General features: G+C 70.3%; 22 protein-coding genes. 10 read left to right on the plus strand and 12 right to left on the minus strand.

Annotation, left to right across the window (positions count from 1 at the left end; translation table 11 throughout):
• Positions 1 to 37: 37 nt before the first annotated feature.
• Genes BJY18_RS27550 through BJY18_RS27560 form a run of 3 tightly spaced genes read right to left on the minus strand, consistent with a single transcriptional unit; the run spans position 38 to position 2,948 of the window.
• A complete protein-coding gene (locus tag BJY18_RS27550) occupies positions 38 to 688 on the minus strand; it encodes a TetR/AcrR family transcriptional regulator (protein ID WP_184784880.1) in 651 nt (216 codons plus the stop codon).
• Positions 685 to 2,208 (minus strand): ATP-dependent acyl-CoA ligase, encoded by a 1,524-nt coding sequence (locus tag BJY18_RS27555; RefSeq protein ID WP_312873977.1) that lies wholly within the window; start codon positions 2,206 to 2,208, stop codon positions 685 to 687. Before BJY18_RS27555 ends, BJY18_RS27550 begins: the two co-directional genes overlap by 4 nt.
• Complete coding sequence (locus tag BJY18_RS27560; RefSeq protein ID WP_184782832.1) at positions 2,205 to 2,948, minus strand: enoyl-CoA hydratase/isomerase family protein; 744 nt, start codon at positions 2,946 to 2,948, stop codon at positions 2,205 to 2,207. The genes BJY18_RS27555 and BJY18_RS27560 overlap by 4 nt, the downstream gene beginning before the upstream one ends.
• A gap of 47 nt (positions 2,949 to 2,995) precedes the next feature.
• Here BJY18_RS27560 and BJY18_RS27565 point away from each other — a divergent pair, with 47 nt between their 5' ends.
• Complete coding sequence (locus BJY18_RS27565) at positions 2,996 to 4,573, plus strand: amidohydrolase (RefSeq protein ID WP_184782833.1); 1,578 nt, start codon at positions 2,996 to 2,998, stop codon at positions 4,571 to 4,573.
• Between the two features lie 407 nt (positions 4,574 to 4,980).
• On the opposite strand, the gene BJY18_RS37060 is transcribed toward BJY18_RS27565, so the two are convergent.
• On the minus strand, positions 4,981 to 5,331 hold the full coding sequence (locus tag BJY18_RS37060; protein ID WP_184782834.1) for a hypothetical protein: 351 nt from the start codon (positions 5,329 to 5,331) through the stop codon (positions 4,981 to 4,983).
• A gap of 54 nt (positions 5,332 to 5,385) precedes the next feature.
• On the opposite strand from BJY18_RS37060, the gene BJY18_RS27575 reads away from it, so the two are divergent.
• The 5 genes from BJY18_RS27575 to BJY18_RS27595 all read left to right on the plus strand — a co-directional run bounded on the left by BJY18_RS27575 (position 5,386) and on the right by BJY18_RS27595 (position 9,020).
• Positions 5,386 to 5,826 carry a GNAT family N-acetyltransferase gene (locus tag BJY18_RS27575; RefSeq protein WP_184782835.1) on the plus strand — a complete coding sequence of 147 codons (441 nt, stop codon included), beginning with the start codon at positions 5,386 to 5,388 and terminating at the stop codon, positions 5,824 to 5,826.
• A gap of 51 nt (positions 5,827 to 5,877) precedes the next feature.
• Positions 5,878 to 6,561 carry a metal-dependent transcriptional regulator gene (locus BJY18_RS27580; RefSeq protein ID WP_184782836.1) on the plus strand — a complete coding sequence of 228 codons (684 nt, stop codon included), beginning with the start codon at positions 5,878 to 5,880 and terminating at the stop codon, positions 6,559 to 6,561.
• 167 nt (positions 6,562 to 6,728) lie between these two features.
• The gene (locus BJY18_RS27585) at positions 6,729 to 7,055 is read left to right on the plus strand and encodes a transcriptional regulator (protein WP_184782837.1); all 327 of its coding nucleotides are present in this window, start codon (positions 6,729 to 6,731) and stop codon (positions 7,053 to 7,055) included.
• A gap of 43 nt (positions 7,056 to 7,098) precedes the next feature.
• Positions 7,099 to 8,163 (plus strand): alcohol dehydrogenase catalytic domain-containing protein, encoded by a 1,065-nt coding sequence (locus tag BJY18_RS27590; RefSeq protein ID WP_184782838.1) that lies wholly within the window; start codon positions 7,099 to 7,101, stop codon positions 8,161 to 8,163.
• Between the two features lie 227 nt (positions 8,164 to 8,390).
• Positions 8,391 to 9,020, plus strand: a complete 630-nt coding sequence (locus tag BJY18_RS27595) for an alpha-ketoglutarate-dependent dioxygenase AlkB family protein (RefSeq protein ID WP_184782839.1) — start codon at positions 8,391 to 8,393, stop codon at positions 9,018 to 9,020.
• On the opposite strand, the gene BJY18_RS27600 is transcribed toward BJY18_RS27595, so the two are convergent.
• From BJY18_RS27600 to BJY18_RS27620, 5 genes are read right to left on the minus strand one after another with little or no spacing between them, the layout of a single operon-like run.
• Positions 8,989 to 9,864 carry a 5-oxoprolinase subunit C family protein gene (locus BJY18_RS27600; RefSeq protein WP_184782840.1) on the minus strand — a complete coding sequence of 292 codons (876 nt, stop codon included), beginning with the start codon at positions 9,862 to 9,864 and terminating at the stop codon, positions 8,989 to 8,991. The genes BJY18_RS27595 and BJY18_RS27600 overlap by 32 nt on opposite strands.
• A complete protein-coding gene (locus BJY18_RS27605) occupies positions 9,861 to 10,466 on the minus strand; it encodes a 5-oxoprolinase subunit B family protein (protein ID WP_184782841.1) in 606 nt (201 codons plus the stop codon). The genes BJY18_RS27600 and BJY18_RS27605 overlap by 4 nt, the downstream gene beginning before the upstream one ends.
• The gene (locus BJY18_RS27610; protein WP_184782842.1) at positions 10,463 to 11,212 is read right to left on the minus strand and encodes a LamB/YcsF family protein; all 750 of its coding nucleotides are present in this window, start codon (positions 11,210 to 11,212) and stop codon (positions 10,463 to 10,465) included. The genes BJY18_RS27605 and BJY18_RS27610 overlap by 4 nt, the downstream gene beginning before the upstream one ends.
• Position 11,213: 1 nt before the next feature.
• Entirely contained in the window at positions 11,214 to 12,053 is an 840-nt protein-coding gene (locus BJY18_RS27615; protein WP_184782843.1) for a putative hydro-lyase, read from the minus strand.
• Positions 12,050 to 13,315: an MFS transporter gene (locus BJY18_RS27620; protein WP_184782844.1), complete on the minus strand. Its 1,266-nt coding sequence runs from the start codon at positions 13,313 to 13,315 to the stop codon at positions 12,050 to 12,052. The genes BJY18_RS27615 and BJY18_RS27620 overlap by 4 nt, the downstream gene beginning before the upstream one ends.
• Before the next feature lie 125 nt (positions 13,316 to 13,440).
• On the opposite strand from BJY18_RS27620, the gene BJY18_RS27625 reads away from it, so the two are divergent.
• On the plus strand, positions 13,441 to 14,139 hold the full coding sequence (locus tag BJY18_RS27625; RefSeq protein WP_312873978.1) for a GntR family transcriptional regulator: 699 nt from the start codon (positions 13,441 to 13,443) through the stop codon (positions 14,137 to 14,139).
• 291 nt (positions 14,140 to 14,430) lie between these two features.
• On the opposite strand, the gene BJY18_RS27630 is transcribed toward BJY18_RS27625, so the two are convergent.
• From BJY18_RS27630 to BJY18_RS27640, 3 genes are all read right to left on the minus strand, one after another.
• The gene (locus tag BJY18_RS27630) at positions 14,431 to 15,948 is read right to left on the minus strand and encodes a glycoside hydrolase family 30 protein (protein ID WP_221457983.1); all 1,518 of its coding nucleotides are present in this window, start codon (positions 15,946 to 15,948) and stop codon (positions 14,431 to 14,433) included.
• A 158-nt stretch (positions 15,949 to 16,106) separates the two neighbouring features.
• Positions 16,107 to 17,348 carry an ROK family protein gene (locus tag BJY18_RS27635; protein ID WP_184782845.1) on the minus strand — a complete coding sequence of 414 codons (1,242 nt, stop codon included), beginning with the start codon at positions 17,346 to 17,348 and terminating at the stop codon, positions 16,107 to 16,109.
• Positions 17,349 to 17,521: 173 nt separating this feature from the next.
• On the minus strand, positions 17,522 to 18,610 hold the full coding sequence (locus tag BJY18_RS27640; protein ID WP_184782846.1) for an acyltransferase family protein: 1,089 nt from the start codon (positions 18,608 to 18,610) through the stop codon (positions 17,522 to 17,524).
• 685 nt (positions 18,611 to 19,295) lie between these two features.
• On the opposite strand from BJY18_RS27640, the gene BJY18_RS27645 reads away from it, so the two are divergent.
• Genes BJY18_RS27645 through BJY18_RS27655 form a run of 3 tightly spaced genes read left to right on the plus strand, consistent with a single transcriptional unit; the run spans position 19,296 to position 23,015 of the window.
• A complete protein-coding gene (locus tag BJY18_RS27645; RefSeq protein WP_184782847.1) occupies positions 19,296 to 20,960 on the plus strand; it encodes an ABC transporter substrate-binding protein in 1,665 nt (554 codons plus the stop codon).
• A 1-nt stretch (position 20,961) separates the two neighbouring features.
• The gene (locus BJY18_RS27650) at positions 20,962 to 22,038 is read left to right on the plus strand and encodes an ABC transporter ATP-binding protein (protein WP_184782848.1); all 1,077 of its coding nucleotides are present in this window, start codon (positions 20,962 to 20,964) and stop codon (positions 22,036 to 22,038) included.
• Positions 22,035 to 23,015 (plus strand): ABC transporter permease, encoded by a 981-nt coding sequence (locus tag BJY18_RS27655; RefSeq protein WP_184782849.1) that lies wholly within the window; start codon positions 22,035 to 22,037, stop codon positions 23,013 to 23,015. The genes BJY18_RS27650 and BJY18_RS27655 overlap by 4 nt, the downstream gene beginning before the upstream one ends.
• Positions 23,016 to 23,017 lie beyond the last annotated feature (2 nt).

The following is a 23,017-nucleotide window of genomic DNA, read 5'->3' on the forward strand; positions in this document are numbered from 1 at the left end:
GTCCCCCAGGTTAGCCGCCGGGGCAAGGCGTGCGCCGCTAATTGCCGGGCTGAACAGGCACATCCCACACCTGGGCGACCACTTCGAGGCAGTGGCGGGCCTCGTCCGCGCGCACCGTGCCGGCGGGGCCACCGAGGGCGCGCAACGTCAGTTCCGCGTAGTGCGTGGACAGCTCTTCCAGCCGCAGCGGTCCGTGCGGTGAGTACCAGCGGGCCACGCCACTGCACATTTCCAGCAATGCCAGCCTGGTCACCGCGGGACGGTCGGTGTGGAAGACGCCGTGGGCGACACCGTCTTCGATGATCCGCGCCCACAGTCCTTCGTATTCGTCCCGCAGCGCGACCACGCGGGCACGCGCGGAAGCCGACAGCGCGTCGACTTCGTTGTCCACCACGCGGGTTTCACCGGGCTGCACGGCGTGCGCGAGCACGTGCAAGGTGACCAGCGTGCGCAGCCGCGCCACCGGGTCGGCGGTTCCCGCGGTGGCTTTCCCCGCGGCGTCGAGCAACCGGCGCAGCGCGGTCGTCATGATCTCGACGAGCAGATCTTCCTTGGTGCCCATGTAGTGATAGAGCGTGGCCGACGAAAGCTCGGCCTCCTGTGCGAGATCGCGGATGCCGGTGCCGTGAAAACCTTTGGCGGCGAACAGTTTCACTGCAGCCGCACGCACCCGTTCGGCACTGGTCACAGCCACTGTCCGGTGCTCCTGTCCCACGCGCCGGTGCGCAGATCCGCGACCTTGCGCAGCTCACCCTTGGCCACGCGTTCGGACGGTGTCAGCGGGAGATCGTCGGCGAACGCCCAGAACCGTGGCACCTTGAAGTAGGCCAGCTGCCCGGCGCAGAACTCAGCCAGCTCCTCCGGTGACGGACGTTCGCCGGCGCACACCACGTACGCTTTCACCTCTTCGCCGCGCAGCTCGTCGGGAACCGCCAGCACGGCCGCGAGGCGGATCGCCGGATGTTGCAGCAGCGCGCGTTCCACCTCGTCGGCAGACACGTTCTCCCCGCTGCGCCGGATCATGTCCTTCGTACGGCCGACGTAGTAGACACGCCCCTCGTCGTCCATCCGCGCGAGGTCACCGGTGTGGAACCAGCCGCCGGCGAAGGCGCGTGCGGTGGCCTCGGGATCTTCGTGATAGCCCTGCATCAGGCCGATGCCGCGGATCAGCAGCTCGCCGGTTTCCCCACGGGGCAACGGGTTCCCGTCCTCACCGGCGATCAGCACCTCGCGGTCACGGGTCGGCCGCCCGATGCAGCCGGTGCCCACCACGGCGTCGTGGTCCGCCTCGGAGACCCGGATGTCCCCGCCCGTCTCGGTCATCCCGAACGCCTCGAACCACGGCACGCCCCACCGCTGTTCGAGCTCGGCGTGCAGATCCGGCGGGATCGCCGAAGCGCAGACCGCGCGTACCCGGTGGTCGCGGTCGGCCGGGTGCGGCGGCTGGCGCAGCAGCAGCGTGGGCATCATGCCGAGACAGTAGAACCAGGTGACCCCGTGCTCGCGCACCTTGGCCCAGAAGGACGACGGGTGGAACCGGTCCAGCACCACGAGTTCCGCCCCGGCGGCGAGGCCGAGTGCGACGTTCCACTGTGGATCGATGTAGTGGAACGGCTGCGCGGTGAGCAGCACGTCCTGCTCGCCGACCGCGGGGAAGTCGGCGACGAGACCGTTCGCGAGGGTGGTCCAGTAGCGGTGTGGCAGCACGCAGCCCTTCGGCGCGCCGGTGGTGCCCGAGGTGTACTGGATGTTCATCGGCTGCTCGGCCGCGACTGTGTCGGCTTCCCGGTAGCTGTCCGACTGCAGTGCGCCGGACGTGAGGACCCGCTCGATAGACGTGCCCGGTGCGATGTTCTCCAGCAGCTCGACGAATTCCTCCGCAGCCACGGCGAAGCGGGCGCCCGAGTGGCGCAGTACGTGCGCGCCGTCGAACTCGCGGTAGTTGATGTTCACCGGTACCAGCACCGCGCCGAGCTTCGCGAGCGCGAGCCACAGCAACGGGAATTCGGGTTGGTTGCGCAGCATCACGGCGACCCGGTCGCCGGCCCGCACGCCCAGCTCGTGCAACGCCGCGGCGAACCGGCCACTGCGCTCGTCGACGTCGGCGAAGGTGAACCGCGCGCCGGTCTCGTCGAAGAGCCACGCGGTGCGTTCCGGCCAGAGCCGCGCGGCGCGGCTGACCAGCTCGACGAGCGTGTCCGCCTTCACGATCGGCTCCGGAACGCGTCGGTGGACTCCCGGACCGCGGCCGAGTGCTCGGTGATCAGCGCATGACTGACCTCCAGCTCCAGTGCCGATTCGAGGGCGTGGTCGATACCGGAGTCGAGCGCGCGCTTGGCCATCGTGGCGGCCTCCGGCGGATGCTGCGCGATCTTCTCCGCCCAGCCCAGCGCGAGCGGCATCAGCTCTGCCGTGGGCACGGCCGCGTTGACCAGGCCGAACTCGTGTGCGCGGCGGCCGTCGAACCGCTCGCCGAGCAACAGCAGCTCCTTCGCCCGCAGCGGCCCGACGAGCAGCGGCAGCAATCGCGAGGCGGCGCCGGTCACGCTCAGGCCGAGCGACACCTCCGGGAATCCGAACACCGCGTCCTCGGCGGCCAGGATCAGGTCGCAGCCGAGCGCGAACTCCGCGCCCGCGCCGATCGCGTAGCCGTGCACCGCGGCGATCACCGGCTGCGGCAGAGCCCGCAGCCGCCGGGTGACGTCCTGGAGCCGATCCAGCCGTGCGCGGGAATCGCCCTCGGGCGTGGGTTCCTTGAGGTCGTGCCCCGCGCAGAACGCCCGTCCGTTGCCGGTCAGCAGCACCGCGCGGGCGGAGCTGCGGGCGGCGGCGTCGAGTGCGGTGAGGAAGTCGTCCACCAGTACGGGCGCGACCGCGTTCAGCCGCTCGGGCCGGTTCAGCCGGATCTGCGCGATGCCGCCATCGACGGCCAGGTCCACGGTGCTCATGAACGCGAGCCTAGACGTTCGATCGATCGATCGATAGGGTCAGTTCCATGCAGGTCGACGTGGTGTACGAGAACGCCCGGCTGGTCACCGGGGAAAGTGCGCTGGCCGTGCTGCACGGCCGGATCGTGGCCTTGGGGGAGGACGCGGAGGCGCTGTCCGCGCGGCGGCGGGTGGACCTCGGCGGCGCGTTCGTGGCGCCCGGCTTCCACGACGCGCACAACCACATGGCCTGGTTCGGCATGGGACTGGACGACGTGCCGCTCAGTGACTGCCGCAGTGTCGAGGAGGTCTACGACGCGATCGCCCGGCGGGCCGCCGGGCTGCCGGTCGGAAGCTGGGTCGTGGGCAGTGGCTACGACCAGAACAAGCTGACCGGCGGGCAGCATCCGGACGCCCGCGGGCTGGACCGGGCGGCCCCGGGCATGCTCGTGCGGCTCATGCACACCTCGGGCCACATGACGGTGGTCAACTCCGCCGTGCTCGACCAGTTGGACCTGGCGAACGTGCCGGTCGGCGGCGACGCGGTGCTCGACGCGTCGGGCGCGCCCACCGGGTTGCTGCGTGAGCAGGCTCAGCTGCTGCTGCGGCCGTTGACCTACCCGGTGCCGATCGAATCCGTGGTCCGTGGCCTGGACCGGGCGAGCGAGCGTTACCTGTCCGAGGGCATCACGAGCGTGCAGGAGGCGGGGATCGGCGGCGGGCTGGTCGGGCAGACGCCCGCCGAGCTGGCCGCCTACCAGCTGGCGCGTGAGCGGGGCGTGCTGCGGGTGCGGAGCACGGTGATGGTGTCCGCGAGTGTGCTGCACGACCTGCCGGACGGCGCCGGTTTCGGCCTCGACCTCGGCCTGCGCACCGGGCTGGGCGACGAGTGGCTGCGGGTCGGGCCGATGAAGCTGTTCGCGGACGGTTCGCTGGTGGGCCGGACGTGCGCGATGCACGAGCCGTTCGCGGGGGAGCCGGACAACCGCGGGTACTTCCAGGTGCCGGAAGAGGAGCTGGCGCGGACCATCCGGCTCGCGCACGACGCCGGCTGGCAGATCGCGACGCACGCGATCGGCGACCGGGCGATCACGGTGGTGCTGGACGCCTACGAAGCCGCGCTGGCCGCGACGCCGCGCGCGGACCACCGGCACCGGATCGAACACTGCGGGGTCCTGCCGCCCGCCGAACTGGCGCGGCTGGCCCGGCTGCGACTGATCCCGTCGCCGCAGGCCAGGTTCGTCAACGAGCTGGGCGACGGCATGCGTGCCGCGCTCGGGCAGACCCGGGTGCCCTGGTGCTACCGGCTGCGCAGCCTGCTGGACGCCGGATGCGTGCTCCCGGCCAGCTCCGACCGCCCGGTGGTCGAGGGCGCCCCGCTGCTGGGCCTGGCGGACATGGTGGCGCGCCGGACATCGACCGGCGCGCCGTTCGCCACGGACGAGGCGCTGACCCCCGCGCAAGCCTTGCGGGCCTACACCTACGGCTCGGCGTACGCCACCTTCGCGGAGTCCTACCTCGGCACTTTGGAGCCAGGGAAGGTGTCGGACTTCGTCGCGCTGTCGGAGAACCCGCTGTCCACAATGGAGCAGCCGCGGGTGCTGGCGACAGCGGTGGCCGGCGAACTGCGTTACGAGGCGGGATGAGCCGCGCGAGGCGATCCGGGGCGCGACCGCCCGGCCCCGGCCCGGCCGTCGTACCGGCGGGGTGGTGGCGCGGCCATCTTCTCCGGTGGGGTGGCGGCGCGGCTCACTTCCTCCGGCGGGGTGGTGGCGCGCGGCTCACCTCTCCGACGGGCGGGGTGGCGGCCCGGCCGTCGTACTGGCAGGGTGGCGGCGCGGCTTACCTCTTCCGGTGGGGTGGCGGCGCGGCTTACCTCTTCCGGTGGGGTGGCGGCGCGGCTTACCTCTTCCGGTGGGGTGGCGGCGCGGCTTACCTCTTCCGGTGGGGTGGCGGCGCGGCTTACCTCTTCCGGTGGGGTGGCGGCGCGGCTTACCTCTTCCGGTGGGGTGGCGGCGCGGCTCACTTCCTCCGGCGGGGTGGTGGCCGTGGCTCACCTCCTTCGGCGGGCAGGTTTCGGCGGACCCGCTGCGCCGACGAAATCCATCGCCTCCCTTGCCAGGCCGGTCCACACCAGCGGCGACGCCGGATCCACCGCGAGCCACTCCTTCATCGGCGTCCCCTTGTTCGCGTCGAAGCGGGCCCCGTGGCCCCCGGTGACCAGGGTGTCCACCCGCGGCTTCGGCAGCTTCACCACCAGTCGGCCACGGACGAACATCGCGAAGATCCGGCCGCGCACCCGCAGCGCATGCGAGCCGAAGCCGCGGCTCGCACCCGGTGGGGTGACGTCCGGCAGGTACTGGAACTGGTCGACGAGATCCTCGAACCGTTCGTCCTCGGTCATGCGGGCGACGGTACCCACCACCACCGACAGAAACCGAACGGAAAGGGGCGCCCGATGCCCGTACGCGACGCCGTCTTCGAGGACGTCGAGGAAATCTGCACGCTGATCGAGGAACACGCGGTCTACGAGGACAAACACGACCTCGAGCTCGACCGTGCCGAGATGAGCGGGCACCTGTTCGGGCCGGACCCGAAGGCCTGGGTGCTGCTGTCCACCCCGCCCGGCCGTCCGGACGTGGTGGCCGGGTTCGCGTTCTGCAGCTGGAACTTCTCCACCTGGGAGGGTCGTCCCGGGATCTGGCTGGACGACCTGTTCGTCCGCCCGGAGCATCGCAGGCACGGGCTCGGCCAGGAACTGCTCGACACCCTGCGCGACCGCACCACCGGCCGCGTCGAATGGGACATGCAGGCGGGCAACGCGAAGGGCGAGGCGTTCTACGCGCAGCTCGGCGCGGAACCGGTGCCGGGCTGGATCCGCTACCGCTGGCGGCCCTGACCGGACCGCACCTGGACGGCCGCCGCGGCACCGGCCCGTATCGTATGCGGTATGGGAGATGGTTCCGCCCGGAGGTCGACGTCGGTCGAGGACTACGTGCGGGTGATCTACGGGCTCGTCGAACGGGGCGAGCCGGTCACCAACGCGTCGCTGGCCGGACGGCTCGAGGTCAGCCCGTCCTCGGCCTCGGGCATGGTCACCAAGCTCGCGCAGCTCGGGCTGGTCGAGCACGTGCCCTACCACGGTATCGAGCTGACCGCCGAGGGCAGGCTGCTCGCCCGCTCGGTGCTGCGCCGGCACCGGCTGGTCGAGACGTACCTGGTCTCCGAGCTGGGCTACACCTGGGACGAGGTGCACGCGGAGGCGGACGCGCTCGAGCACGCGATGTCCGACGTACTGGTGGAGCGCATCGCGGCGAAGCTCGGCAACCCGGCGCGTGATCCGCACGGCGATCCCATCCCGGCCGCGGACGGCAGCGTCGAGGAGCTGCCGATGCGCATCCTGGACGAGCTGCCCCCCGGCGCGGTCGGCGAGATCGTGCGGGTCTGGGACACCGATCCGGACCTGTTGCGCTATCTCACCGAGCACGCCATCGCGCTGGGCGAGCGGATCGAGGTGGTGGAGCGCCAGCCGTTCGGTGGCCCGATGGTGGTCAAGGTCGGTCAGCCCCCGGACGCCGCGATGCACGCGATCGGCAAGGAGATCGCGCAGGCCCTGTCGGTCGCGCTGCGCTGATCCCGCGACCGGAATCTCACCCGAGCGGCCTTCGCGACCCAGCCACTGTTCCACTGTGGACACTCCGCGGCCGCCGGATGTTGCCGCACCCGAGTGAGTGCCCTTCCGATCAAGCCGGGTGCGGGCCTACCCTCCGAGTTTTCCGCACATGTGGTTCGGAGTGGGCGATGACGCCTCGTCGAGCGGTCGGGCAACCGGAGCGGACGGACCCCGGTCTCGAGCGGCTGCTCGAGACCGGTCCGTTCGCCGAGGCGCTGCGGGCGGCGATCCGGGCGCGCGGGCTCGGGCTGGAACGGATCCGGTACCGGCTGCGGGACCGGGGCACGTCACTGAGCCTCGCGACCTTGAGTCACTGGCAGTCCGGCCGGTGCCGTCCGGAACGCCGGGACTCTTTGCTGGCGTTGAGAAATCTCGAAGACATCCTCGGCGTGCCGGACGGTGCGCTGCGCCGGCTGGTGGGACCGCCGCGCTCCCGTGGCCGTCACCGGCATTAAACGGCACTGAAGCGGCACTGAATCGGCACTTACCATCGGGCGCATGCGTGCGGTGGTGATCGAGGAGTTCGGGGTCGTGCCCCGGGTACTGGACGTGCCGGATCCCGCGGTCCCCGGCGGTGGCGTCGTCATCGCGGTCGAGGCGACCGGGGTCTGCCGCAGTGACTGGCACACCTGGCAGGGCCACGACGAGGCGGTGCGGCTGCCGCACGTCGCCGGGCACGAGCTGGCCGGGCGGATCGCCGCGGTCGGTGCGGGGGTACGGGGCTGGCCGGTCGGCACGCGGGTGACCGTCCCGTTCGTCTGCGCCTGCGGTGTCTGCGTCCAGTGCGCCCGCGGTGACCAGCAGATCTGTGACGACGAATTCCAGCCCGGCGCGACGCACTGGGGTTCGTTCGCCGAGCTGGTGGCCATCGACCACGCTCAGGCGAACTTGGTCGCGTTGCCGGACGCGATGACGTCTCCCGAAGCAGCCGCGCTCGGCTGTCGCTTCGGCACGGCCTTTCGCGCAGTGTTCCGTCAGGGCGGCGTACGCGCGGGGCAGTGGGTGTCCGTGTACGGCTGTGGTGGTGTCGGTATCTCCGCAGTGCTGCTCGCCGCGGCTGCGGGCGCGAAGGTGGTGGCAGTAGACGTTTCGCCGCACGCGCGTGCGTTGGCCGAACGTTCGGGGGCCGTCCTCAGCGTCGACGCCGGTGCGTTCGACAGTCCCGAGACGCTGGCCGCGCACGTCCGAGCGCTCACCGACGGCGGCACGCACGTTTCGCTGGACTGTCTCGGCTCGCCGTCGACCTGCGCGGCTTCCGTCGGCAGCCTTCGCAAGCGCGGACGTCACGTACAGGCCGGTTTGATGCCGCCTGCTCAGGGTGCCGCACCGATCCCGATGCACCGGGTCATCGGCAACGAGCTGGAGATCGTCGGTGTCCACGGTCTGCCGGCCCACGAGTACCCGGAGCTGCTCGGCCTGGTCGAACGGTCCGGGATCGACCTGGCCGGGCTGGTCGGGCAGCGGATCGGGCTGGACGGGGTACCGGCGGCGCTCGCCGCGATGACCGATCCGGTGCCGGCCCGCGCCGGGGTCACCGTGGTCGACCTCGTTTCCGAGTTGTAGCTGGTCAGGACTGGTGCGCGGGCCATCGGTGTGGAATTCTGCGGACGTGGCGGCACGTGGCGAGGGGAACCCGCCGCAGGAGCGCCCGCCCGGGTGGCTCCTGCGGCCGTCCGCCCGGCACGACGGCCCGGCGCGATCGGCCCCGCACTGTCGGCCCGGCTCAACCGACCCCGCACCGTCGGCCCAGCACAGTCGGCCGGCTCGACCCGCTCGGTACAGTCGGCTCGGTGGAGCTGCTGCCGCGACCCCGTAGGGAGATCACACCGGGGGCGGTGCACGTCCCGGACTGGCTCGGTCCCGAGGAGCAGCGCGCGCTGGTCGAAGCCTGCCGCGGCTGGCGTGGGTACCGCGCGACCCGGCTGCCCGGCGGCGGCGTGATGTCCGTGCGCACGGTCTGCCTTGGCTGGCAGTGGCTGCCCTACCGGTACTCGCGCATGCGTGAGGACGGTTCTCCGGTGCAGCCGTTCCCCGGCTGGCTCGCCGACCTCGGCCGCCGCGCGTTCGCGGACGCCTACGGCAGTCCCGCGCAGAGCTACCGTCCCGACGTCGCGCTCGTGAACTACTACGACGCCACGGCGAAGATGGGCATGCACCAAGACAAGGACGAGCTCTCCGCGGAGCCGGTGGTGTCGCTGAGCCTCGGCGACACCTGCGTGTTCCGCTTCGGCAATACCGAGCACCGCAACCGCCCGTACACCGATGTCGAACTGCGGTCCGGCGATCTGTTCGTGTTCGGCGGGCCGGCCCGGTGGGCCTTCCACGGGGTGCCGAAGACCTTGCCCGGTACGGCGGAGCCCGATCTCGGCCTGACCGGACGGCTCAACCTCACCCTGCGCGTGTCCGGTCTCGAAGGGTGAACCGCACCCGCTGGCCGGGGCGCAGCTGCGCGGCGACGTCCAGGTCCGCTTCGGCGACCACGGCGGCCACCGGGTAGCCGCCGGTCACCGGGTGATCGGCCAGGAACAGGATCGGCACCCCGGACGGCGGCACCTGCAGCGCGCCCGGTCTCGCGGCTTCCGGCGGTAGTTCGCCGGTGCGGGCACGGGTCAGTGCCGGACCGGTGAAGCGCACCCCGACGCGGTCGAGTTCGCTGGTCACGGTGTAGCCGCCACCGGTCAATGTGGACAGTGCGGAGCCGGTGAACCACTCCAGCCGGGGCCCGGGACGCAGGCGCAGCACCGGTTCCGCGAACGCTTGGCGCTGGGGCGCGAGGTCGGTCGCCGGCCAGCCGGCCACGCGCCGGCCGACCGGCAGGGTCATCCCGGCGACGAGTGGCGGCGGACCCAGCCTGCCCAGCGTGTCGGTGGCCCGCGCGCCGAGTACCGGCTCCACGTCGAAACCGCCGCGCACGGCGACGTAGCTGCGCAGGCCCTGTTGCGCCATTCCCAGCTCGAGTTCGTCGCCGGGGCGCAGCACGATCGGCGCGTGCGTCGCCATCGCCCGGCCGCCGGCGCGGACCGGGACCGCGGCACCGGTGATCGCGACGGTCGCGTGTTCCGACGTCCGCATCCGCAGCCCGCCGAGCGTCACTTCGAGCGCGGCATGCGTCTCCGGGTTCCCGACGAGCCGGTTCGCGAGTTTCAGCGCGCCACGGTCGGCCGCGCCGGACCGGCCGACGCCGACCGCCGCGTACCCACTGCGCCCGAGATCCTGCACGGTCGCGAACGGCCCGGGGGCGAGGACTTCCACCTTGCCCGTCATCCGAGCACCTCGAACCGGACCCGGGTGCCCGGGGCGAGCAGGTTCGGCCGCGGCCGGTCGACGTCCCACACCGGGGCGTCGGTGTGCCCGAGCAGGTGCCAGCCGCCCGGCGACGGGTGCGGGTAGACCGCCGTGTACTCCCCGGCGACTGCCACCGCCCCGGCCGGCACGCGCGTGCGCGGCGTGCTCCGGCGAGGCAGGTGCAGAGCCGGATCGAGGCCGGTCAGATACGCGAACCCCGGCGCGAAGCCGCAGAACGCCGCGACGTAGGTGGTCGAGGAGTGCCGACGTACGACCTCGTCCACGTCCAGGCCGCTGGCTTCCGCGACCTCGGCCAGGTCGGCGCCGTCGTAGCGCACCGGCAAGGTGACCTCGTCCGCTTCGCCGACCGGCCGTTCCACTATGGACAGATCAGTCAGCGCGCGGCTGATGGTGGCCACGTCGGTGCGCGCAGGATCGAACTGCACCAGCAGCGTGCGCGCGGCCGGGACGAGCTCCACCAAACCGGCAGGGGGATCGGCTTCACACGCTGCTTGCAGGCCGAGCACGTCGTCGACCTCCACCAGCACTGCCGAGTCGCCGTACCGCAGAACCGTGGTCACACGAATGCCCTCAGCGAAACTCCGGCTTCGGTGAGCGAAGCACGGATCTGCTGCGCCAGCTCGACAGCACCCGGCGTATCCCCGTGTACGCACAGGGAATCCGCGCGAAGCGTGAGCTGGCCGCCTTCGGCGTCCGTGATGTCACCGCTGGTCGCCATGGTGAGCGCGCGCGCCGCCACCTCCGACGCGTCGTGCAGCACCGCGCCCGGCTTCTTTCGCGACACCAGCCGTCCTTCGGGCGTGTACGCACGGTCAGCGAACGCTTCAGCGTACGTCGGCACGCCGGCTGCCTTTGCTGCGTGGAGCATCGCGGAATCTGGCGGGCACAGCAGGCCCAACTCGTCGTGGTAGCGACGTACGCCTTCGACAAGCGCCGCAGCCAGCTCCTCCTCGACCGCTGCGGTGTTGTACAGCGCACCGTGCGCCTTCACGTAGCGCACGCGGCTGCCTGCTGCACGCGCGAAGCCGTCGAGCGCGCCGATTTGGTACAGCACTTCGTCGGCGAGGTCTTCGGGGGCGATGTCGAGCGCGCGCCTGCCGAAGCCGGCGAGATCGCGGTAGCCGACGTGCGCGCCGATCGCGACTCCGCGCTCCGCCGCGCGGTCGCACACCCGGCGCATCACGCGCGCTTCTCCGGCGTGAAAGCCGCAGGCGACGTTCGCGCTGGTCACGATGTCGAGCATCGCGTCGTCGTCGCCCATCTTCCAGGCCCCGAAGCCCTCGCCGAGGTCGCTGTTGAGATCCATGTCAGTCCACCCGGTAATCGCGGTCCTGCTTGTCGGTCAAGAACATGTACCCCGGGGCGTGCGTGACGGCGAACGGGGGCCGCGACGCCATCAGCGCGGCCTGCGGGGTGACGCCGCACGCCCAGAACACCGGCACGTCACCCGGTTCGGCCGCCACCGGATCGCCGAAGTCCGGGCTGGCCAGGTCGGCGATACCCAGCTCCGCGGGATCGCCGACGTGCACCGGCGCACCGTGCACCTCGGGCATCGCGGCGCTGATCCGCACGGCGTCGGCGACCCGGTCGGCCGGGACGTAGCGCATCGACACCACCATCGGCCCGTACAGCCGACCGGCCGGTTCGCACTGGATGTCCGTCACGTACATGGAAACGTTGCGGCCCTGCAGTACGTGCCGCAGCGGGATGCCGGCGGCCCGCAGCCCGGTCTCGAAGGTGAAGCTGCAGCCGATCGAGAACGCCACCATGTCGCTGCGCCACACCCCGGTCGCGTCGGTGACCTCGCCGGTCAACGCGCCGTTGTGCCACACGCGGTAACGCGGCAGATCGGTGCGCAGGTCCGCGCCGGGCGCGAGCCGGGTGGCCGGGTCACCGGGCGCACTCACGTCGAGCACCGGGCAGGGCTGCGGGTTGAGCCGGCAGAACTCGCGTACGTCCTCGGCCCAGTCCTGCGGGACGGCGATCAGGTTGGTCTGCGTGTAACCGTCCGCCCAGCCGGTGGTCGGCGACTCGGTCCCCGCCCGGAACAGCGCCCGCGCCTGCGCCGGCCGGAACTCCGCAGGATTCCTCGTGAGTGGCGGCTCCGGTCCCGGCCAACGCTGCCACTCACGAGCGGACCTGGTCACGACGCCACTCCCGTCAGTTCCCGGCCGCGGGTCTCGGGCAGGCCGAGCAACGCCAGCGCGGCGATCGCGTATCCGACCGCGCCGAGCGCGATCGCGCCGCCCGCGCCGAGGAAGCCGACCACCGCGGGGAACGCGGCGCCGACCGCGCGGCCGAAGTTGTAGGTGAAACCCTGCCCGGTGGTGCGCAACTCGGTCGGGTACAGCTCGGCGAGGTAGGCGCCGAAGCCACTGAAGATCGCCGAAGTGCAGAAGCCGATCGGGAAGCTGATCACCAGCATGAGCCCGTTCGCGCCGTAGGGCAGCTGCACGAACAGCACGATCAGGATCGCCGAAAGCACCGAGAAGAGCAGGAACGTTTTCTTGCGGCCGAGCAGGTCGGCGAGATAGCCGCCGCAGACGTAGCCGATGAAGGCGCCCGGGATCAGCAGCGCGAAATAGCCGCCGGTGTTGACCACGGACAGGCCACGGCTGACCTTCAGGTAGTTCGGCATCCAGGTGAACAGCGTGTAGTAGCCGCCCTGTACGCCGGTCGCGAGCAGCGCCGCGAACACCGTGGTGCGCAAAAGTTCCGGCCGGAAGATGCCGGCGAGGGAACCACGGCTCTTCGTCTTCGCGCGCCGCGCCGTCACTTCCGGCGCGTCCTCGACGCTGCGCCGTACCCACAGCACGAGCAACGCGGGGACCACGCCCACCCAGAACAGCACTCGCCACGCGACGTCGGCATCGAGCACGCTGAACAGCACGGTGTACACGATCACCAGCAGGCCCCAGCCCACCGCCCACGCGCTCTGCACGAAGGCGACGGTGCGACCGCGGTAGCGGGCCGCGCAGTACTCGGCCACCAGCGCCGCGCCGACCGCCCACTCGCCGCCGAAGCCGAGCCCCTGCAGCCCGCGGAAGACGAGCAGCGTCTCGAAGTTCGGCGCGAATCCGCAGAGCACGGTGAAGACGGTGTACATCGCGATGGTCAGCTGCAGCGTGCGGACCCGGCCGATGCGGTCGGCCAGCACGCCGGCGCCGATTCCGCCGATCGCCGACACCACCAGCGTCGTGGTGCTCAGCAGCCCGGCCTCACCCGAGCTGATGCCGAAGTACGCGGTGATCGCGGCCAGGCCGAACGGCAGGGTCTGGTAGTCGAAGGAATCGAGGCCGTAGCCGCCGAACGCGCCGAAGAAGGCACGCCGGCCCTTGGCGCCGAGGGAGCGGTACCAGGCGAACGGGCGGGCCTCGTTCGCGGTGCCGTCGGTGACGGGGACGTTCATGGGGGCACCTCACAGGGGGACAGCTCATGGTGGCACGAGTCACATGGCGCCTACCGTACGGATCGTTGAACGATCCCACAAGAGTCTCATTGGATCGTCCCTCATTCGTCGGTTAGGCTCCCGTCGTGGTCACCGAGGACAGCCCGCCGGGCCTGGAAGCCGACCGTGGCCTGCTCAGCCGCACGAGCACCGCGGAGCGGGTCGCCGGGGTGCTCCGCACCCGCATCGCCGAGGGCTTCTTCCTGCCCGGCGGACGGCTCTCCGAGCAGGACATCGGCAGCGCGCTCGGGGTCTCCCGCAACACGCTGCGTGAGGCTTTCCGGCTGCTGACCCACGAACGGCTGCTCGTGCACGAGCTGAACCGCGGGGTCTTCGTGCGGATGCCGAGTGTCGAGGACCTTCGTGACATCTACCGGGTGCGCAGGATCGTGGAATGCGCGGCGGTTCGCGAAGTCACCGCGAAACCGGCCGCGTACGGGCGGATCGCGGCCACGGTGGCGGACGGCGACCGGGCGGTGCGGCAGGCTCGCTGGCAGGACCTGGGTACCGCGAACATCCGGTTCCACACCGAGCTGGTGGCGCTCGCCGGCAGCGAACGCGTGGCGGAGCTGATGAAGGGACTCACCGCCGAGCTCCGGCTGGTCTTCCACGTGATGGCCGATCCCCGCCGCTTTCATGAGCGGTATCTGCCGCGTAATCACGAAATCTTGACCGCGCTCGGTTCGGGCGACGGTATCCGTACCGCGGACCTGCTCAGCACGTATCTCGACGATGCCGAAGCCCAGCTGGTCGAGGCGTATACGGAGCGCGTGCCGCGAAACTGACCGGTAGGCAAGGAGTCCGGCGCGGACGGGCAGCGGGACGTGGCCGTTGGGGCGGACTCGCCGCCGGGTCCCTGACGTGCGAGGCAGGCCGCGGCTACGGTCGGTTTCAGCCGCGCGGGAGCGTCGCCTGGCCCCGGGACCCCCAGCCGGGGCGTGCGACGGGGAGCCGGACCGGGAAGGGCCGCCCCCTGAACCGGTCCGGCGGCGCGCGGTGTGGGAGATGGTGAAGAGGGTGGAAAGCGGCGGGCCGTGGTCCCCGGGGGGAGATGACGGCCCGCCGTTCCTTTTCGATCAGCTTGCGCCGCGCCGGATTCCGCTCACGGCGTGGGCGTTTCCGCCGGACGGCGCGGCCTGTGCGCCGCTCCAGGTGAACGTCGCCGAGGTGTGCCCGGGCAGCTGGTAGGTGAACGACTGCCCGCCCCAATCGACCCGCACGTTCTGGGCACTGGTGCTGGAGTTGTAGGCGACGAGCGCCTTGCTCGCGTCCGGGTTCTTCCACGCGACGTTGCGCACGGTCGGGTTGTCGTCGGACGCGATCCGCACCGCACCGGGTTTCACGAACTTCGTCAGGTGACCCATGGTGTAGTACTCGACGGTGTAGTCGACCTGCCCGCTGCGCGAGTCTCCGTTGTGGACGGTGATGAGCCCGGTGCAGGTGCCGCAGCCGCCGTTGTGCGGTCCCATGTTCTGGTCCACCGCGAGGCTCCACTTGGTGACCGAACGGCTCCAGTTGCGGGTGTAGTCGATGAGGTTGTTCATGTCCTCGGCCTGCTGGTCGCCGATCCAGGTGCCGCCGGAGTGCTCGGTCGAGTACGCGTTGACGTCCGGATACCGCTCGTGCACGGTGCTCTGCTCACCGACGTCGCCGCCGTACCCGTGCCACGCCATCCCGCCGAAGTTCGGGTCGGTGCGGATGGCCGCGTCGTCCATGCTGGGTGCGGCGTACGAGTCGTACTGGTCCCAGTTCCAGTCCAGCGCGAGGACCTTGGTGGACAGTCCGGCGTCGTGGAGCGCGGGCAGCAGGTCGTTCTTGGTGAAGTACGCCAGCCCGGAGCCGTTCCAGTTGGTCGAGGGGTAGCCGTCGCAGCAGGTGGGTTCGTTCTGCACCGAGACGTAGTCGATCGGCACGCCCGCGTCCCGGTAACCCTGGAGGTACTTGACGAAGTACTGGGCGTAGGCGCCGTAGTACTGCGATTCGACCCAGCCCAGGTTGTAACTGTCGTTGTCCTTCATCCACGGCGGCGCGCTCCACGGCGACGCCATCACTTTCAGCTGTGGGTTGAGTTCCTTGGCCTGCTTGGTCAACGGGAGGACGTCGGCCTCGTCGTGGGCGAGCGAGAAGTGCTCGAGGTCCGGATCGGTCTGCCCGGCGGGCAGGTCGTCGAAGGTGTAGCTCTCGCGGGCGAGATCGGACGCGCCGATCGGATTGCGCAGCCAGCTCAACCCGATCCCGTCGTCGGGGTCGAACAGCTTGCGCAGCACCGAATTCCGGGTGTCCGCGGTGAGCGCGCCGGAAGAGTTCATCAGCCAAGCGGCGGTGTCGGTGAAGGACGCGCCGCCACCCTCGAACTGTTGGTAGGTGGTGTTTTCGTCGACGGTGATGGTCTGGTCACCGTCGCCGGTTCCGGCGGAGAACGAGACGGGCGCCTGCTGCTCCAGGCCGCGGGTCACGGTGCGGCCGCCCGAATCGCCGGTGGTGGTGAGCCAGACGTTGACCGTCTCGCCCGCGGCTTGCGCGGCGGGTACGGCGATGGCCGAAACCGTGAGCACGGCCGCGCCCAGTAGCGGGAAGAACCGTCGTTTCCTCATGCGTGCACCGTCCGATTCTGGCGGGAGGGCTCGATCGGGACGCTTTGTTGTGCGGCGCAACAAAGTAAGGAGCAGTATGCATCGCCGCTCCGCGTGCGGCAATGCTCTGCGGTGATGAATTTTTCTGACTTGAATTAAGGCTGGTAGTCACCCACGGGTCAGCCGACCCCGGCCCCCGACGCGAGCGCGTCGCCCTTCACCGGAGGTCGTGGATCCGCGCCCTGCTCCAGCAACGCGGCGACCGGCAGCGTCGCCGCGCCGGTGGCGACGGCGTCGAGGCCCAGCCGGGCCAGCTCGATGGAGGTCCGGCCGAACGGGTGGCGCAGCGCGTGCGCACCGGCGGTCTCGCGGATCAGCGGCAGCAGCCGTTCGCCGAGCGCCAGCCCGGCCCAGCCGCCGACCACGATCCGCTCCGGGTTGAACAGGTTGATCAGGTTCGCGATCCCGGCACCCAGATAGCCGGCCGTCTCCTCCAGCACGCGCTGTGCCGTCTTCGACTTCTCGGCCGCCGACAGCAGCGCGGCGAACTGCTCTTGCTCCGAATCCCCTGGCGCCGCCTTTCCGCGCGCGCGGCGGTAACGGGCCAGCACGGCCTCCGCGCCGAGGTAGGCCTCCAGACAGCCGCGCGAACCGCACCGGCAGGCCGCCCCGCCGTAGACGATGGTGGTGTGCCCCCATTCGCCGGCGCTGCTGGTGGAACCGCGGTAGGTGACGCCGTCGGCGATCACCGCGGCCCCGACCCCCGAGCCGACCAGCACGATCACCGCGTGCCGCGCGCCGCGCCCTGCGCCGAACCACATCTCGGCCTGGCCCTGGGTTTTCGCGCCGTTGTCCACGAACAGCGGCAGCGTCACCCCGGCCGCCCGCAGCTCCGCGGTGAGCGCCACCGACTCCCATCCGATGGTCGGCGCGTGCACCAGCACCTGCTCGCCGTGCTCGACCGCGCCCGGTACTCCGACGCCCACGCCCAGCACGGTGTCCGCGCCGGCGCAGGCCAGCACCTCGTTCAGCCCGGACACCACCGCTTCGACGACCGCGCGCGGTTCGGTGCGGGCCGGCGACAGCTCGTGTTCGACCGTGGCCAGCGGACGCATCGCGAGGTCGAACAGTTCGACACGCACGCCGGTTTCACCGATGTCGACCCCGGCCACCTGCCCGTACCCCGGATCCACCCGCAGCAGCACCCGCGGCCGCCCCCCGTCGGACTCGACCAGCCCGGCCTCGGTGATGAGCCGCTCCTGCGCGAGTTCCCCGGTGACGTTGCTGACCGTGGCGGCGGACAGGCCGGTGAGCCCGCTGAGCTCGTGCCGCGACAGCGGTCCGTCGAAGTACAGTTTCGACAGCAGCAGGGACCGGTTGTGCCGCCGCAGATCGCGGACGGTGGTGCGCTTGCTCGCCATGTGCCACCCATCCGGCCCGGAACTTCCCGCACCAGAATGCCTGATCGCGTAAGTTCCGGCCATATATCAACTGGTGAACTAAGGCTACGTCGCACCGGTCGAGGCGGTGGGCACCGGGCTTCCCGGCGAACGCCCATCACAGTCCATAGTAGACGGTCGGGTGGAGAGCTCCGTCAGATGCGCCCGGAGTGGGTGAGCAGCTTGAACGCCGGTTGTTCGATCCAGCGGGTGAGCGCCCAGCCCAGCAGTACGGCGCTCGCGAAGAACGCGGGCACCCACAGCCACCAGGGCAGCCCGAGGTCGGCGAGCCGGCGAGCGACGATCGTGCCGACCGTGTAGTGCATGAGGTAGATGCCGTAGGAGATTCCGGCGAGCCACTGGATCGGCTTCGCCAGCCGGTTCAGGATCGGTACGTTCCACGCCGGCCGGTACGCCGCGACGCACACCAGGACCAGCGCGAGGGTGAACATCTGGACCGAATCCCCGCCAGGCGGGTGCACTGTGTGCGCCCACAGCACGAAGCACAGCAGCAGGAACAGGTGGGGGAAGCCGATCCGGCCCCGGCTCCAGCGGAAGATCGACACCCCGGCGAGCACCAGATGTGCCCGGTTCAGGCCGGTGCCGTCCATGATCGCGGACAGCCACGCCGGCGCCGGCACGTCGGGGCTCATGAACAGCACCCGCACCGCCAGCGGCACCAGCAGGACCACCCACACCACCGCGGACGCCATCCGGCCGCGGATCCGGCCCTTCCAGGCCAGCAACGCGATCATGGCGAACGCCGCGACCTGCACCGGCACCGTCCAGTGCGCGAGGTCGATGTAGTCGACGCCGGGGAGCAGCAGGTGCAACAGCAGCAGGTTGCCCAGCAGGTCGCCGAAGTCCGGCCGGGGGAAGTCGGCGGGCGCGCACAGCCGCGAGACCGTGAAGATCACCAGCACCGCGGCCCAGAACGCGGGCAGCATCCGGGCGAGGCGGCGCAGCCACCAGCGCAGCGGGGTGCCCCGGCCGATCGTGGTCGCGGCGAAGAAGCCGGAGATGACGATCAGCGTGGCCGAGCCGAACGGGAAGTCCACCTGCAGCGAATGCGGCAGCGGCGGCAGTCCGGGCAGGGTCAGGGGAGCCAGGCACGTGATGTGGTAGGCGAGCACCGCGAAGATCGAGAGCACCCGCACCGCGTCCCAGCTGACCTGCCGCGGTGATCGGGGGGCCGGTGCCTCGACCGGCCCGGCCGTCGTGGCCTGCTCGGCCGTTACGGGCACTGAGGGCACGACATCAGCCTCCCCGGTGGACGGAAAAGGACTCGCTGCCACCCATACGAGTGGCAGTGGACCACGACAGGCTAACTTCCGTACTCCCTGTGACCCCCGCTGGGCTGCCCGACTGTCTCCCCTTGGCGATCGACGGGCACCGTGGAAACGCCACTTTCACCCGCTCGGCGGCCCCGTCTGAGGCGGCGAGGTCGCTTACGTCGAATGGCCGCGTGGATACGGCTGTTCGGCCGCACCTGTTCGACGACCGCGCGAAAGGTCTGGACCTTTCGGCTGTCCGCTGCTACTTACTGACGAGGTCCGCACCTCCGGAAGCAACCGAGCCCGGCACTGTCAGCCGAGGGCTCGGCGTTCACCCTGCCATGGGCGCGAGCGTGGCCACGGTGCGCTCCGAAATCCCTTGCCACGATGGAAGATTCGCCGAATCCGCAGTGGGACGCGGGTACCTGGCCGGTGTTCCTTCAGAACTTAAACTTAGACGCAAAAAAGTTACCGCCGTGTTATTGACGTGACTCGCGTCACCCCGGTTGACTCCTCCTGTCGCGCGGCCAGGGTAGGTCGGCGCACCCGACGCCAGCCGGCACCGGAGCCGGAACCCCAGCCACAACCCCAGCGGGGACCCGGCCGGGATCGAGTCGGGACCGAGCCGGGATCCAGCCGGAATCTAGGAGGACTCATGCGAGTCAGGCGCTCCATCGTCGCAGCGCTCGCCGCCGTGGTGGCCATGGCCGGGCTCGCCGCCTGTGGTGGCGGGGCCGCGGGCGCCGGGGGGAACGCCGCCGGTGTGCTCAACGTCGGGATGCCGAACGGGCCGCAGGCGGAGAACAACAACCCGTTCCTGGAAACCTCCGCGGCCGCCTCGCTCGGGTACCGGTTCGTGCTCTACGAGCCGCTGGTGATGTTCAATCGGGTCAAGCCGAAGGAGGAGGGCAAGCCCTGGCTCGCGACGAAGTGGGACTGGTCGGACAACTATCGCAAGCTCGTGGTCACCGTGCGCGACGGAGTCACGTTCTCCGACGGCACGCCGATGACCGCGCAGGACGTTGCCTACACTTTCCAGCTGCTGCGGGACAACAAGGCGCTGAACATCGATTCCGTGCCCTACGGTGACATCACCGCGAGCGGCAACCAGGTCACCCTGTCGTTCGACGCGTCGCAGTACGTCAACCAGGTCAAGATCCTGCAGACGATCGTGGTGCCGAAGCACCTCTGGACGCAGATCAAGGACCCGGCCACCGACCCGGTGAAGAAGCCCGTCGGCACCGGCCCGTTCACGCTGAAGTCCTTCACCCCGCAGACCGTCACGGTCAGCCAGCGCAGTGGTTACTGGCAGGAAGCGCCGAAGGTCAAGGAGATCCGCTACACCTCCTACAACGACAACAACGCTCAGGTCGCCGCCCTCACCAGCGGTGCGGCCGAGTGGAGCTTCGTGTTCATCCCGAACTACAAGACCGTCTACGTCAACCGCGACCCGGAGCACTACAAGCTGTGGTTCCCCGCCCAGCTCGCCGTGCACGGCCTGTGGTTCAACACCGAAAAGGCGCCGTGGGACAACGCGAAGCTGCGCCAGGCGGTCAACAAGGTGATCAACCGGGACGACATCTTCAACCAGGGTGAGGCCGGCTACTTCTACCCGAAGGCCGACCAGGTCACCGGCATCCCGTCGCCGGCGGGGGACTCCTGGATCGCTCCGCAGTACCGGGGCCGGACGGTGAAGACCGACGTGCCGGGCGCGAAGGCGCTGCTGGCAGGCGCGGGGTTCAAGCTCGACGGCAACCGGCTCACGGACCCGTCGGGCAAGCCGGTCACGCTGAAGCTGAGCGTGCCATCGGGCTGGTCGGACTACATCACCGACCTGGAGATCATCAAGGACAACCTGGCACAGATCGGGATCACCGCCACGGTCGAGAAGATGAACCAGGACGCCTGGACCAAGGCCGTGGACACCGGCGACTACCAGGGCGTGCTGCACTGGACCAACGACGGCGCTTCGCCGTACGACATGTACCGGGACGTGATGGACGGCAGCCGCTACAAGCCGACCGGCACCGGTGGCATCAACGGCAACTACGGCCGCTATCGCAACGACGAGGCGACGCAGGCGTTGCAGACCTACGCCAACGCCGCCGACGACGCGAGCCGCACCGCCGCGATGACCAAGCTGCAGCAGATCATGATCGACCAGCAGCCGATGATCCCGTTGATGGCGGCCAACTCCGGCGGCGAGTACAGCACGCGGCACTGGACCGGCTGGCCGGACGAGACGAACCAGTACGGGCCCGTGCAGCCGACCCTGCGCAACGCCGTCGACCTCGTCCTGCATCTCAAGCCCGCGGCCTGACATGGCCGAGCAGCACAACGAGGTGGCCATCCGGGAACCGGTCGCCGAGGAATCCACTGCGGACGCGGTGGTGCTCGAGGCGGCCGGGCTGACCAAGCACTTCCCGGTCCGCAAACGGGGCAGGCAGCTGCTCACCCAGGGCAGGCGCAGCGTGCGGGCGGTCGACGACGTGGACCTCACGTTGCGCCGCGGCCGGGTCACCGCGCTGGTCGGGGAATCCGGTTCCGGCAAGTCGACGGTCGCGCGGCTGCTGGCCCAGCTGTACCCGCGTACCGCCGGGGAGATCCTGCTGCACGGGGAACCGGTCACCGTCAAGGGCGGCAGCGCCTTCCGGGCCTACTGCCGCCGGGTCCAGATGATCTTCCAGGATCCGTTCGCCTCGCTGAATCCGGTGCACACCGTCCGCTACCACCTCACGCGTGCGCTGAAGATCCACGGCCGCGCCGGACGTGGCGCCGAGGAGCTGGAGCGGGCGCTGCACGAGCTGCTCACGCGCGTGCAGCTCACCCCGCCGGAGCGATTCGTCGACAAGTTCCCGCACGAGCTGTCCGGCGGCCAACGCCAGCGGGTCGCCATCGCCCGCGCGCTGGGTGCCGATCCGGAGGCGCTGCTCGCCGACGAGCCGGTGTCCATGTTGGACGTCTCCATCCGGCTCGGTGTGCTGAACCTGTTGCGGGACCTCAAACAGCGGCTGCACCTGGCAATCCTCTACATCACGCACGACATCGCGTCCGCGCGCTACTTCGCCGACGACACGCTGGTGATGTACGCCGGGCGGATGGTCGAGGGCGGTGACTCGGAAACCGTGACGCAGCAGCCCGCGCACCCCTACACCCGGCTGCTCATCGACTCGGCGCCCGACCCGGATCGGCTGGAGCCGGACGGAAACGCCGAGCCGGCACCGGAAACCGGTTCCGGCGAACCGCCGAGCCTGATCGCCCCGCCGTCGGGCTGCCGGTTCCACCCGCGCTGCCCGGTGGCCATGGAGCGTTGCCGCACCGAACTGCCGCCGCGGTTCGAGGTGGCAGGCCCGGCCGGGCACTGGGCCGCGTGCTGGCTGTACGAGGCGGCCCGATGAGGTACCTGCTGCAGCGTCTCGGGTTCTACGTGTTCACCGCGTGGGCCGCGGTCACCATCAACTTCTTCATCCCGCGGCTCATCCCCGGCGACCCGGTGCAGAGCCTGATCACCAAGGCCCACGGCACGCTCAGCGCGGACGCCATCAAGTCGCTCTACGTCCTGTTCGGACTCGACAAGAACGAGAGCCTGCTGAGCCAGTACTTCCACTACTGGGGACAGCTGCTGCGCGGTGATCTCGGGCTGTCGTTCACCTTCTTCCCGTCGCCGGTGTCCGAGGTAATCGGCGACAGCCTGCCGTGGACGATCATCCTGGTCGGGCTCACCACGATCATCGGCTTCCTGATCGGCACCTCGCTCGGCGTGGTGGCGGGCTGGCGCCGCGGGTCCTGGGTGGACGGCCTGCTGCCGGTGACCACATTCCTGTCCTCGGTGCCCTACTTCTGGCTCGGCCTGATCGCGATCACCCTGCTGGCCGGGCCCGGCAGTTTCTTCCCTGCCTCCGGTGGCTACGAGCCGGGCCTGGTGCCGGGCTGGGACGGCACGTTCATCGGCAGCGCGGTCCAGCACAGCCTGCTGCCCGCGATCACCATCCTGATCAGCTCGATGGGCAGCTGGATCCTCGGTATGCGGAACATGATGGTCACCGTCGCCGCGGAGGACTACATCACCGTCGCGCACGCCAAGGGGCTCAAGGAACGCCGGGTGATGCTCAGCTACGCCGCACGCAACGCGCTGCTGCCGAGCGTGTCCGGGTTCGCGCTGGCGCTGGGGTTCATCGTCGGCGGAACGCTGCTGGTGGAGATCGTGTTCTCGTATCCGGGGGTGGGCTACGAGCTGTTCCAGGCCGTCGGTTCCCAGGACTATCCCTTGATGCAGGGGATCTTCCTGATCATCACGCTGTCGGTGCTGGTGGCCAACCTGCTCGCCGACGTCGCGTACCTGCTGCTGGACCCGCGTACCCGGAAGGAGGGCTGAGC

Source organism: Amycolatopsis jiangsuensis, assembly GCF_014204865.1.
Lineage (GTDB): Bacteria > Actinomycetota > Actinomycetes > Mycobacteriales > Pseudonocardiaceae > Amycolatopsis > Amycolatopsis jiangsuensis.